The organism is Cuneatibacter sp. NSJ-177 (genome assembly GCF_022867805.1).
GTDB lineage: Bacteria > Bacillota > Clostridia > Lachnospirales > Lachnospiraceae > Pseudolachnospira.
Genome location: NZ_JALIFO010000001.1, coordinates 824,497 through 837,402, shown reverse-complemented (window position 1 = coordinate 837,402; position 12,906 = coordinate 824,497). Strand labels below are relative to the sequence as shown.

The window sequence follows — 12,906 nt, the reverse complement described above, 5'->3', positions numbered from 1 at the left end:
TCTTCCTAAACGCTATCCTGCGATGACTTTTCTTGGATGCCTGCTAAATAAAAGCGAAATCAATCCTGTTCTGTTCTCTTCCTCTTTGTATTGACAGGGAATCCAGCAGAAAAACGGTCTTCCTTCCCGTCTACTTCGATTCGTTTACCATATAAAACAACGTAATGTCTACTGAATACATCGACATGTTTTCTACAAAAATACGATAGCTCCCGTTTTCCGTCACATCAAACGTATGAGAGATCTGACCGCTTCCCGTCAGAAAGCGAACTTCCCCGCTCGGTGTAAGAATCCCGTAACGAATTTCCGCATTGGATGGGCTCGCAGATACGGATACTGTGATGGTATTTCCTTTCTCCACAAAAAAAGGAGAGGTTTGCATCCTTGTTTTAGCCGCCAAGGTAACTTCCATCATATTCGAAAAACTTGAAACAGCCTGTACGGGATCCCTTGACGGATCTGCTGTACCGCTGGACGCCAGGACTGTAACCGATCCTGCCAGAAGTAACACCAGGCTAAGTCTAAACGCCCAAATCCGACTCATATACCGCTTCATTTGTTTTCCCTCCTTGTTCTAGTCCGCACCCGGCAAATGATTCGCTGCGTGCTACATCATCTTGTTACGTCTCAGCAATAAACGCGTTTATCTGATCACAATGTACCACTTTCCCTGCACTTTTCAACAGCATATCTCTATTCAAAGGAAAAGAACGTCTAAATGAAGGGCTCTCAGTTTTTAACAACCAATCCATCTCCGATTCCTTTAGCCAACGCGAAATGCCTCAAAGCCAGGATAAACTCCGCTTTCTCCCAGCTCCTCCTCAATGCGGAGCAGTTGGTTGTACTTTGCAGTCCGTTCACTGCGGCTCGGCGCGCCGGTTTTGATCTGACCGGTATTCAGCGCCACCGCCAGATCTGCGATCGTAGTGTCCTCGGTCTCCCCGGACCGGTGGGATGTGACCGCCGTATAACCGGACCGGTGAGCCATCTGGATAGCCTCTAATGTCTCTGAGATGGAACCGATCTGATTCAGCTTGATCAAAATGGAGTTCCCACAGCCCTGGCGAATGCCCTTCTCTAAACGGGCCGTGTTGGTCACAAAGAGATCGTCTCCGACCAGCTGGATCCTTCCACCCAGTTCCTTCGTCATCTTTTGCCAGCCGTCCCAGTCTTCCTCGTCCAGCCCGTCTTCCAGGGAACGGATCGGATACTTCTCACAGAGATTCTGCCAATGGGCAATCAAGCCTTCCGAAGAGAACACAAGCCCGCTCTTCGGCAGGAGATATTCGCCGGTCTTTCCGCTCTTCCACTCGCTGGCAGCTGCATCCATTGCCAAGACAAAATCTCGTCCCGGCTCGTACCCTGCGCGCAAAATCGCCTCCAAAATCAACTGAATCGCCTCTTCATCACTGGCAAGGTTGGGTGCGAAACCGCCTTCATCGCCGACTGCCGTCGAAAGACCTCTGGATTTCAAAAGGGCCGCCAGGGAATGAAACACTTCCGCGCACCATCGGAGCCCCTCATGAAAATGTGCTGCTCCGGCCGGCATAATCATAAATTCCTGCACGTCCACATTATTCGCGGCATGCGCGCCGCCGTTTAAAATATTCATCATCGGAACGGGAAGCCGGTTCCCATTCACACCGCCCAGAAAGCGGTAAAGCGGCAAATGAAGCGAAGCCGCCGCCGCTCTGGCGGAAGCAATGGATACCGCCAGGATCGCATTGGCGCCCAGCCTTGATTTATCCTTTGTCCCATCCGCCGCCAACATCGCACGGTCAATCCCAAAAAGATCCGAGGCATCTCTGCCGGCGAGCGCGTCCCGGATCTCCGTGCGCACGTGCTCCACCGCCTTTTTAACCCCTTTCCCGCCGTATCTTTTTGGATCTCCGTCCCGAAGTTCTAATGCCTCAAACTGCCCCGTAGAAGCCCCGCTCGGAGCCGCACCTCTTCCAATCGTCCCATCCGCCAAAATCACATCCGCTTCCACCGTAGGATTCCCTCTGGAATCCAAGATCTCACGTGCCGTAATCGTTCGAATTATCTGATCCGTCATATCTCATACCGTCCTTTCAACCATTCCAGCCAAACTCCCTCTCCACGACCGCCATCATCCCTTCCCAAACCATCCTATCAGAACTCCCGTCAATACACAAGGGATCCCCAATAGAACATTTCTCATCTCATGTTACTATTACGGCCCCGTAAAATACGGTTCCGTGAACAGTAACACGCTGCGCGATGCACAGAAACAATAAAAAAGCATCGTTTCGCGCCCTTTGACTCGGGATTGCAGCTGTGAATGGTAACCACAGATTAATTCCCGCGCCAATCTTCCCCAGCTCCCACAGAAGCGTGCCCAAGAGGGGGGAGTGCAGAGGGGGGCCGTGCGAATTTACCAGGATTGCGGAGCAATCGTGGGGCCTGCCCGGCAGTGGCATCGAAGATTTGCCATAGGCAAATCCACGAATGATAACATTAAGACTCTGAGCTCGGCCCCCCTTTGCTGCCCTCAAGCAATTCCAGCACCTGCCGCACATTCTTCTTCCCAAAAGAAATCTGATCCCCATTGATCACCAGGCAGGGCACGCTCATCACTTGATATTTTTCCTTTAAATCCGGGAAATGATTCAGATCATATACTTCCGCCGAGACCAGCGGGTTTTCCGCCGCAATCCTTTGGGCAGCCGTCACAAGCTCCGGACACATCGTGCAGGACAAGGAAACCAAAATCTGCATGTGTACCGGCCTGCTGATCCGGTCAATCGCCTCCTTTGCCTCTGCCTCCAGAGCCTGTCCAGGCCCCGCCGCATTGTATAAGCCCAGCACAAAAGAAGTAAACTCATGGCCTCCCGGTACGCCGTGAAAGGCAATGCCGGTCTCGGTTCCGTCCGGCAACAGGACCCTGACAAGAGGACGGTTTGAGTCCTCAGCGCCGCTTTTCGACATTCGGATCGTCAGCCGGTCTGTCATAGACGCCAACGTTTCCATATAGAGCTTTAATTCTTCCGATACCGGGCGATCATCCAAGGAGAGCTCCAAAATCAGAGGCCGCGCCATTTTCCCGAATACGGCGTTCAGCTGCGTCTTCATATCCTCGCTGAAAAGCCCGCCGGGCTCTTCCTTCCGAACCTTCTGCCCAGCCGGAGCTTCCTTTTGGGGGATTCGTTTCGGGATAACCGGGATGATCCCGGTTTTTTTCTGCATGACGGCGGCATACCGCTCCAGCTCTGTGGCAGCCGTAGCCCCATCGCCGACCGCAGTGACCACCTGGCGCAGTTCCTTTACGCAGACATCTCCGGCGGCAAATAGTCCCGGAATGCTGGTGCGCTGGGAAGAATCCACCATCACATATCCCTGATCATTGCACACGGAAAACTCCCGAACCAGCCCTGTCTCAGGCTCATACCCGGCAAAGACAAATACGCCGAAGGTCTCTCCCTCCGGGGGCCGGTATTCCGTAACCTGGCCGGTCAGGTTGTTTCGGTAGCGCAAGGCCTGAAGAACAGAATCCCCGGCGACTTCCTCCACCACCGTATTGGGCAATACCGTAATTTTCTCATGCGACTTGGCGGCCTCCGCCGCGGTGGGCGCACAGGAAAAATCATCCTTCCGGATCAAAATCGTCACATGGCGGGCATATTTTGTCAAAAACACGCTTTCTTCCGCTGCCGCAAAGCCGCCGCCGATTACAAAAACATCTTTGCCGGTAAAGAACTCTCCGTCACAGGTTGCGCAATAGGCAACGCCGTGCCCTTGAAATTCTGCTTCACCCTGAAATCCGACTTTTCTGGGATGAGCGCCGGTGGCCAGAAGCACGCCGAAGCACCGAAGCTCTCCCCGACTGGTGTGTACGATTTTCACATCCCCGTCCAGTTCCAGCCGCGTTGCTTCCGCCAGCAGAAATTCCGCGCCAAAGCTCTCCGCCTGACGCCGCATCGTCTCGGTCAGCTCCACCCCGCTCACCTTTTTCACCCCTGGGTAATTGACTACCTCGGAGGTGATGGTAATTTGACCGCCAAACTGTTCTTTTTCCAACACCAATACCCGATAGCAGGCTCTTGCCAGATAGAGCGCGGCGGCGAGGCCCGCAGGGCCTCCGCCTACCACGACAACATCATAAAAATGTTCCATGTTCTGTTCTCTCATGGATTACAGCTGACCCACCAGGTCCAGGCTGGGTTTCAGAGTCTCCGCGCCGGGCTGCCATTTGGCCGGGCAGACCTCATCCCCGTGGGCAGCGACAAACTGGCTGGCCTGCACCCGGCGGAACAGCTCGTCCGCGTTCCGGCCTACATTACCTGCGGTCACCTCATAGGCCACGATCTTTCCTTCCGGATTGACGATAAAGCTGCCGCGCTCGGCCAGACCGTCCGCCTCGATATAGACTTCAAAATCTTTCGCCAGGGCGTGAGTCGGGTCCGCCAGCATCGGATACTGGATTTTTTGAATCCGCTCCGAAGCGTCGTGCCAGGCTTTGTGAACAAAATGAGTATCGCAGGAAACCGCATAGATTTCACAGCCGGCCGCTTTGAACTTGTCATACTGATTGGCCAGGTCCTCCAGCTCCGTCGGGCACACAAAGGTAAAATCCGCGGGATAGAAGAAGAAAACACTCCACTTTCCTAAAATATCTGCTTTGGTCACGGTATGAAAATCGTTGTTCTGAAACGCCTGTACGGAAAAATCTGCAATTTCTTTTTGAATCATAGACATAAATATATTTCTCCTTTACTTGAATTGGTATTATATGCAGTTTGTTTGCCAAATATTGGTTAGTCTTAGCTAACCTCATGGGCAGTATACCGGAAGGAAACAATCTTGTCAAGGAGGAAAACATTGGTTATGAAAATCGTAAAAGAAGGTTTATTTTTTCATAACATGAATTTCACAAATTACTTTCATACTAGCAGTCAGGGAATGAAAGGATACCATATATGAAAATTTTTAAAAAACTGCTGCTTTTGGTCATTTTCTTCACTGTAATTCTCGGAGGAGCTTTCTTTTATGCCTTTGAAATAGAACCATACCGGATTCGTATAAACGAATATCAGTTGAATGAAAAGCAGGCGGGAAGGAAGGAATTCAAGATTGTGCAAATATCAGATCTGCATATCAAAGAGGATTTTACCGCCCAAAATTTGGACAAAGTGGTGAAAAAAATCAATGAGCTCCATCCGGATATTGTCCTTTTCACCGGCGATTTATATGATCATTATGCCCAATATCATGACGACGAAAATATCATCGCAGAACTGAAAAAGATCGAGGCGAAGTACGATAAAATCGCAATTTGGGGGAATCGGGATTATGGAGGAGGGGCTGCCCGGCAGTACAAAAGCATCCTGGATCAGTCTGGGTTTACCCTGCTAAAAAACGAGCATCGCACCGTGACGCTGGATAATGGGAAGCAAATCGCGTTTACCGGCTTGGATGATTCCATGCTGGGAAAACCAAAGCTCCCTGATCCCAAGAAAATCGGCCATTCGGATTTTCAGATCCTATTGACACATGAGCCGGATGCGGCAGAAGAATATCTTCAAGAGAAACATGATATTGTTTTCAGCGGTCACAGCCACGGCGGACAGATTAACATTCCATTTTTACCTGCTATCAACCGGCGGGCAGTGGCAATGACTTCCCTGTCTACAAAATACAGCGGCGGTATGTACCCTTTGAATGGACACCAAAAACTATATGTAAACACCGGGATCGGAACCACCCATATCTCAGCCCGTTTTGGCGTCGTGCCTGAAATCGCCCTTTTTCGCATCTATCTGTGACCAAAAGACGAAGAACCCGCTGAATCCTCGCTGATATCTCCTCTGAGCAAAGCCGTCTCTGGAACGGGAAAGTCTCTTTTGTTTGCATCGCCTCGGTGATTCTCGCCATTGTCCAGTTTGTATTCAGCTATAAACTCTCGAAATTACCGGCAGGCGACAGTTCTCAGCCAAACTGATTCCGATTTGTGTCCGAAAAGAAGGGCAAGATATAGAAGCGGCACAAAAATAAACTCAAAAAGCAAAAAAATTCTTGACACCCCAAAAAGATAATGCTATGATATAGAAAAATTTCAAACATCCAAACCGTTGATGCGGAGATAAAGACAGGGATGCGCGCACAGAGAGTCCGGGATGCTGAGAGCCGGGCCGAAATGCAATCTGTCAAATGGACCGCTGAGGGCGTAGGGAAAGGCGCAAGCCGAGTATTCTGCGACGTAAGGCATACGTCAGTTGCCGGAGATATGTTGGTATCTCGCTAAGGGCACGGCCCAGGCCGTGAATCAAGGTGGCACCGCGGGAAATGGACCCGTCCTTGACAGAATGATTTTTTCTGTCGAGGGCGGGTTTTTTTGGTTCTCTCCCTGGCAGGGAAGGAGGACAGCATGAATGTAACGTTGGAACAGGTAAAAAAAATCGCTTCCACCGGAGATTACCGAAGAATCCCGGTCTGCCGGGAGCTCTACGCTGACCGCTTCACACCGATCGAGGTGATGCGTACCCTGCGGGCAGCCAGCCGCCACTGCTACCTTTTGGAGAGCGCGGAGCAAAACGAAAAATGGGGGAGATACTCCTTTTTAGGCTACTCTCCGCTTTTGGAACTGACCTGCACTGATGGCCGGCTCTGCATCCGGAAAGGCCGGGAGGAGGAAGAAAAAACAGAGGAAATTCGGACCACTTCCCATCCCAGAGAAGCCATCCGGGAGATCTTGGAAGAATACAAAAGCCCCCGTCTGGAAGGGCTTCCCCCCTTCACCGGCGGCCTGGTCGGATATTTTTCTTACGAATACATCCAGTACGCAGAGCCTGGGCTGAAGGCCGGAATGCCCGCAGCATCCGACTTCCGGGACGTGGATTTAATGCTTTTCGACAAGGTTCTGGTCTTTGACCACTACCGGCAAAAGCTGCTCCTCGTCGCAGGAGTCAGCACCGACGATCTGGAAAACTCCTACCGCCGGGCCGAGGAGGAACTTTCCGAGATGGAGCGGCTCCTAAACAGCGGGGCGAAAGCTGCTTTCCGGCCCCTCCAGATGAAGGAGGACTTAAAAACTTACTTTTCCGAGGAAGCTTACTGCTCCATGGTGGATCGGGCAAAACAGTATATCCGGGAAGGCGATATCTTCCAGGTGGTGCTCTCCAATCCGATGGAGGCGGCGGCCGAGGGAAGCCTGTTCGATACCTACCGCGTCCTGCGGACCGCCAACCCGTCGCCGTATATGTTCTACTTTTCCAGCGACGACATCGAAGTGGCGGGAGCTTCCCCGGAGACGCTGGTCAAACTCCAGGACGGCGTTCTTCACACCTTCCCGCTGGCCGGTACCCGCCCCCGCGGAGAGACACCGGAAGCGGACCGGGCTCTGGAAGCGGAACTGCTCCAGGATGAAAAGGAGCTGGCGGAACACAACATGCTGGTGGATCTGGGCCGGAATGATCTCGGAAAGATCAGCCGCCTCAGCAGTGTGGCAGTTGAAAAATACTGTTCGGTGGAACGGTTCTCCCACGTGATGCACTTAGGCTCCACGGTACGTGGAATCCTTGCGGACGGCAGAGACGGAACCGACGCGGTGGATGCCATTTTACCGGCCGGAACCCTCTCCGGCGCGCCAAAATTCCGGGCCTGCGAGATCATCGAGAAACTGGAAGGCCGGCGGCGCGGCATCTACGGCGGGGCCATCGGCTATCTGGATTTCACCGGAAATATGGACACCTGCATCTCCATCCGGCTGGCCTATAAGAAAAACGGGAAAGTCTGTGTCCAGTCCGGCGCAGGCATCGTGGCCGACAGCGTTCCGGAAAAAGAATTTCAGGAATGCCGCAACAAGGCCATGGCCGTGATAAAAGCCCTAAAGGAAGCGGAAGGAGGACGGATATGATTTTATTTCTCGACAATTACGACAGTTTTGTCTATAACCTGTACCAACTGATCGGAAACGAATACCCGGACATCGAAGTGGTCCGGAACGATGCGCTGACCCTGGAGGAGATCGAGGCAAAGAAACCGGCTGCGCTGGTGATCTCCCCCGGCCCCGGAAGACCCGATCAGGCAGGCATCTGCCTATCCGCGATCCGCCGTTTCGCGGGGCGCATTCCAATATTCGGCGTCTGCCTCGGCGAACAGTCGATCTGTGAAGCATTCGGCGCGCGGATCACCTACGCCAAATGCCTGATGCACGGGAAATCTTCCCTGGTCTACGCAGAACCGGACAGTGTTCTCTTCCGCGGCCTCCCCCAGCCGTTTCCAGCGGCCCGTTACCACTCGCTGGCCGTGGATCCGGGAACCATGCCGGAAAATCTCCGGGTTACGGCGCGGGCCGATGACGGCGAGATCATGGCCGTGGAAAACAAGGAATTAAACATTTATGGCGTGCAGTTCCACCCGGAGTCGGTTCTGACACCGGACGGAGCCGCCATCATTCGAAATTTTTTGAACAGAATTCAGGAGGGAAGCAATGATTAAGGAAGCAATCTTAAAATTGGCGAACAAAGAAAACCTGACCTATTCCGAGGCCGAGCAGGTCATGAATGAAATCATGGAGGGCAAGGCCAGCGACGTCCAGATGTCAGCCTATCTCACGGCTTTGTCTCTGAAAGGCGAAACCATCGACGAGATCACGGCCTCCGCGGCCGGGATGCGGGCTCACTGTATTAAACTGCTCCACGACATGGATGTGCTGGAAATCGTGGGAACCGGCGGGGACGGCGCCAATTCTTTTAATATCTCCACCACCTCCGCTGTAGTGATCGCCGCAGGCGGCGTGCCGGTGGCCAAACATGGAAACCGGGCTGCCTCCTCCAAGTGCGGGGCCGCCGATGTACTGGAAGCTCTGGGCGTCACGATCACCCTCCCTCCGGAAAAAAGCGCCCATCTCTTAAAACACAGCGGCATCTGTTTCCTGTTCGCCCAGAACTATCACATTGCCATGAAATACGTGGCGCCGATCCGCCGGGAACTGGGAATCCGCACCGTCTTTAATATCCTGGGGCCGCTTTCCAACCCGGCGGGGGCCAACATGGAACTGATGGGCGTCTATGAGGAAGCCCTGGTGGAACCTCTGGCCCAGGTCATGGCGAAACTTGGCGTGGTCCGCGGCATGGTGGTCTACGGGCAGGATAAGCTGGACGAAATCTCCATGAGCGCCCCGACCAAAGTCTGTGAGATTAAAGACGGATGGTTCCAGTCTTACACGATCACCCCGGAACAGTTCGGATACGCCCGCTGCGCGAAGGAGGAACTGACGGGCGGCACGCCGGAGGAAAATGCAGCCATCACCCGATCCATTCTAAACGGAACAGAACGGGGCCCGAAGCGCTGCGCGGTCTGCCTGAACGCAGGAGCGGCGCTCTATATTACCGGAAAAGCAGGGACCATAGAGGAAGGCGTCCGGATGGCAGAAGGCTTGATCGACTCCGGCGCCGCGAAAGAAAAACTGGATGAATTTATCAGGGAGAGCAAAAAAGAATGAATATCTTAGAAGAGATTGCGGCTAAATCCAGGGAGAGGGTTCAGGAAGAGAAAAAAAGAATTTCCCTGACCGAGCTCCGCCGGGAAGCCGAGAAAAAGCAAAGCGCCTCTCCCCTGTCCTTCCGTCTGACCGAGGTTTTAAAAAAACCAGGGCTGCACATGATCTGTGAGGTAAAAAAAGCGTCCCCTTCCAAAGGCGTGATCGACCCGGATTTCCCCTACCTTGAGATCGCGAAGGAATACGAGGCCGCCGGGGCCGCCGCCATCTCCTGCCTGACCGAACCGTACTGGTTCCAGGGGCGGGATGAATATCTGAGGGAAATTGCGGAAACGGTTTCCCTTCCGGTGCTGCGGAAAGATTTTACCGTGGATGAATTCATGATTTACCAGGCAAGGCTGCTGGGAGCCTCCGCCGTGCTTTTGATCTGTGCGATTCTGGATGACGGAGAGCTTCGGGCCTACCGGGAACTGGCCGGAGAATTGGGGCTTTCCGCCCTGGTGGAAGCCCACGATGAACGGGAAGTAGAGCGCGCCCTCAAAGCGGGCGCTCCCATCGTCGGCGTCAATAACCGGAACCTCAAAACCTTTAAAGTGGACCTTGCCACCAGCTTCCGGCTCAGGAGTCTGGTGCCGCCGGAAATTCCCTTTGTCTCCGAGAGTGGAATCCGGACTCCCGAAGAGACCGCCCGGCTGCGGGCGGCAGGCGTAAACGGAGTGCTGATCGGAGAAACGTTGATGAGGTCGCCGGACAAAAAAGCCGCTCTGTCCAGACTGCAAGGAGAAATCACGATTGATGACGAAAATTAAAATCTGCGGGCTGAAGCGCCCGGAAGACATTGATTTTGTAAATGAGGCCAGGCCGGATTACGTAGGTTTCATCCTAGAAGTGCCGTTCAGCCGGCGCAGCATCTCCCTCGCCGAAGCCAAAGCACTGAAAAAAAGGCTCCGGCCGGGGATCATACCGGTGGGCGTCTTCGTGGACGCGCCGCTACCCGTGATCGCGGAGGCGGTGGGGGAAGGAATCATCGAGATGGTTCAGCTTCACGGAAGGGAATCGGATCCGGATATCCTCCGGCTGCGCTCCCGCCTTTCCGTTCCGATCCTAAAGGCATACCGGATCACCGGGCCGGAGGATGTAACAAGGGCGGTTCAAAGTCCGGCGGATTACCTGCTCTTCGACCACGGAAACGGAGGGACCGGGACCGCCTTCGACTGGTCGCTGGTAAAAGATAAAACCAGCCGCCCTTTCTTCCTGGCCGGAGGCTTGCGGCCGGAAACCATCCCGGAGGCGATCCAAAAGATCCATCCCTGGGCCGTGGATCTTTCCAGCGGAGTGGAAACCGAAGGAAAAAAAGATAGACAAAAAATCTTGGCGGCAGTAGCCGCAGTGAGGAGTTGCAACATATGACAAATGGACGTTTTGGCATCCACGGAGGACAATATATGCCGGAAACCTTAATGAATGCCGTAATAGAATTAGAGGAAGCTTATCACCGGTATCAGAACGACCCGGATTTCAATCAGGAATTAAACACTCTCCTAGCGGAATATGCCGGCCGCCCGTCCCGCCTGTATTTTGCCAGACGGATGACCGAAGACCTGGGAGGAGCCAAAATTTATTTGAAGCGGGAAGACCTGAACCATACCGGAGCCCATAAGATCAACAACGTGCTGGGCCAAGTACTTTTGGCGAAGCGAATGGGAAAAACCCGTGTGATCGCGGAGACCGGCGCAGGCCAGCACGGGGTGGCCACCGCCACCGCCGCTGCGCTGATGGGGATGGAATGCGAAGTATTTATGGGGGAGGAGGACACCAAGCGCCAGGCCTTAAACGTCTACCGGATGCGCCTGCTGGGCGCCAAAGTCCATCCGGTCAGCTCCGGCACCGGAACCTTAAAAGACGCGGTCTCAGAGACCATGCGGGAGTGGACCAACCGGATCAGCGACACCCACTATGTGCTCGGTTCCTGCATGGGGCCTCACCCCTTCCCGACCATTGTCCGGGATTTCCAGGCGGTGATCGGCAAAGAGATCAAAGAACAACTTCTGGAAAAAGAAGGAAAACTGCCGGATGCGGTTCTGGCCTGCGTCGGAGGCGGCTCCAACGCCATCGGAGCCTTTTATGACTTTATCCCGGATTCTTCTGTCCGGCTGATCGGCTGTGAAGCCGCCGGGCGCGGCGTAGACACCTTTGAGACGGCGGCCACCATCGCCACCGGCCGCCTGGGAATCTTCCACGGTATGAAATCCTACTTCTGCCAGGATGAGTACGGGCAGATCGCCCCGGTGTATTCCATCTCAGCCGGTCTGGATTATCCGGGCATCGGCCCGGAACACGCCCATCTCCACGACACCGGCAGGGCCGAGTATGTGGCGGTCACCGATGACGAAGCCGTCGGCGCCTTTGAATATCTGGCAAGGATGGAAGGCATTATTCCGGCGATTGAGAGCGCCCACGCGGTCGCCTACGCCAAAACACTTGCTCCGGCGATGGGGAAGGATCAGATTATCGTGATCAATCTTTCCGGGCGCGGAGACAAGGACTGCGCGGCAATCGCCAGGTACAGAGGGGAGGATCTTCATGAATAAAATACAACAGGCATTTGCAAACGGAAAGGCATTTATCCCATTTCTCACCTGCGGCGACCCTTCGCTTGCAGTCACCGAAGAGCTGGTCTGCGCCATGGAACAGGCCGGGGCTGACCTGATTGAGCTCGGTATTCCTTTTTCCGATCCCACGGCCGAAGGGCCGGTGATCCAGGCGGCAAACCTCCGGGCTCTCTCCGGCGGCGTGACCACGGATCAGATTTTCGACATGGTGCGTCGCATCCGGACCCGCTCCCAGATCCCCATGGTCTTTATGACTTACGCCAATGTGGTATTCTCCTACGGCACAGAGCGCTTCCTTCAAACCGCGGCGGAGATCGGGATGGACGGCCTGATCCTTCCGGATGTCCCTTTTGAAGAAAGAACCGAGTTTGACGGAGTCTGCCGGAAATACGGGCTTTCCCTGATTTCCATGATCGCGCCGACCTCGAAAGAAAGGATCTCACAAATCGCGGCAAAGGCGGACGGCTTTGTCTACTGTGTCTCCTCCCTCGGCGTGACCGGGATGCGCTCCGAGATCACGACGGACATCGGCTCCATGGTGCGTTTGGTGAAGGAGACGAAAGATATCCCCTGCGCGGTCGGATTCGGAATCGCAACGCCGGAGCAGGCCAGGCGGATGGCGTCCTGTTCCGACGGGGCCATCGTGGGGAGCGCCATTGTCCGTCTCTGCGGCCAGTACGGGGACGGCTGTGTGCCCTATGTGGCGGAGTATGTAAAAGAAATGAAACAGGCGGTCCTAGACACCTGACCGCCTCCGGCTATCTTCCGTTTCACCGGCAGCGGCGGGTTTACAGAAGACGGCCTATGTGTTATCAACCGTGTGAAATGAAGACA

General features: G+C 54.3%; 12 protein-coding genes. 8 read left to right on the top strand and 4 right to left on the bottom strand.

The features are described 5' to 3' along the window. Positions 1–130: 130 nt before the first annotated feature. The 4 genes from MUB23_RS03740 to ahpC all read right to left on the bottom strand — a co-directional run bounded on the left by MUB23_RS03740 (position 131) and on the right by ahpC (position 4,716). Positions 131–556 (bottom strand): hypothetical protein, encoded by a 426-nt coding sequence (locus tag MUB23_RS03740; RefSeq protein WP_244798941.1) that lies wholly within the window; start codon positions 554–556, stop codon positions 131–133. Positions 557–763: 207 nt separating this feature from the next. Continuing rightward, entirely contained in the window at positions 764–2,056 is a 1,293-nt protein-coding gene (gene eno, locus MUB23_RS03735; RefSeq protein WP_244798940.1) for a phosphopyruvate hydratase, read from the bottom strand. A gap of 422 nt (positions 2,057–2,478) precedes the next feature. Further along, complete coding sequence (locus MUB23_RS03730; RefSeq protein WP_244798939.1) at positions 2,479–4,134, bottom strand: FAD-dependent oxidoreductase; 1,656 nt, start codon at positions 4,132–4,134, stop codon at positions 2,479–2,481. A gap of 18 nt (positions 4,135–4,152) precedes the next feature. After that, positions 4,153–4,716, bottom strand: a complete 564-nt coding sequence (gene ahpC / locus MUB23_RS03725) for an alkyl hydroperoxide reductase subunit C (RefSeq protein WP_244798938.1) — start codon at positions 4,714–4,716, stop codon at positions 4,153–4,155. Between the two features lie 221 nt (positions 4,717–4,937). Here ahpC and MUB23_RS03720 point away from each other — a divergent pair, with 221 nt between their 5' ends. The 8 genes from MUB23_RS03720 (at position 4,938) to trpA (ending at position 12,820) form a co-directional block, all read left to right on the top strand. Then, positions 4,938–5,783 (top strand): metallophosphoesterase, encoded by an 846-nt coding sequence (locus tag MUB23_RS03720; RefSeq protein WP_244798937.1) that lies wholly within the window; start codon positions 4,938–4,940, stop codon positions 5,781–5,783. A gap of 602 nt (positions 5,784–6,385) precedes the next feature. After that, positions 6,386–7,873, top strand: coding sequence for an anthranilate synthase component I (gene trpE / locus MUB23_RS03715; RefSeq protein ID WP_244798932.1), 1,488 nt, complete (start codon positions 6,386–6,388; stop codon positions 7,871–7,873). Further along, on the top strand, positions 7,870–8,457 hold the full coding sequence (locus MUB23_RS03710; RefSeq protein WP_244798931.1) for an anthranilate synthase component II: 588 nt from the start codon (positions 7,870–7,872) through the stop codon (positions 8,455–8,457). Before trpE ends, MUB23_RS03710 begins: the two co-directional genes overlap by 4 nt. Beyond that, entirely contained in the window at positions 8,450–9,463 is a 1,014-nt protein-coding gene (gene trpD, locus MUB23_RS03705; RefSeq protein ID WP_244798930.1) for an anthranilate phosphoribosyltransferase, read from the top strand. The genes MUB23_RS03710 and trpD overlap by 8 nt, the downstream gene beginning before the upstream one ends. Then, positions 9,460–10,269 (top strand): indole-3-glycerol phosphate synthase TrpC, encoded by an 810-nt coding sequence (gene trpC / locus MUB23_RS03700; protein WP_244798929.1) that lies wholly within the window; start codon positions 9,460–9,462, stop codon positions 10,267–10,269. The genes trpD and trpC overlap by 4 nt, the downstream gene beginning before the upstream one ends. After that, entirely contained in the window at positions 10,256–10,870 is a 615-nt protein-coding gene (locus MUB23_RS03695; RefSeq protein WP_244798928.1) for a phosphoribosylanthranilate isomerase, read from the top strand. Before trpC ends, MUB23_RS03695 begins: the two co-directional genes overlap by 14 nt. Then, positions 10,867–12,051: a tryptophan synthase subunit beta gene (gene trpB, locus MUB23_RS03690; protein WP_244798927.1), complete on the top strand. Its 1,185-nt coding sequence runs from the start codon at positions 10,867–10,869 to the stop codon at positions 12,049–12,051. The genes MUB23_RS03695 and trpB overlap by 4 nt, the downstream gene beginning before the upstream one ends. After that, complete coding sequence (trpA, locus tag MUB23_RS03685; protein ID WP_244798926.1) at positions 12,044–12,820, top strand: tryptophan synthase subunit alpha; 777 nt, start codon at positions 12,044–12,046, stop codon at positions 12,818–12,820. Before trpB ends, trpA begins: the two co-directional genes overlap by 8 nt. The last annotated feature ends 86 nt before the right edge of the window (positions 12,821–12,906 follow it).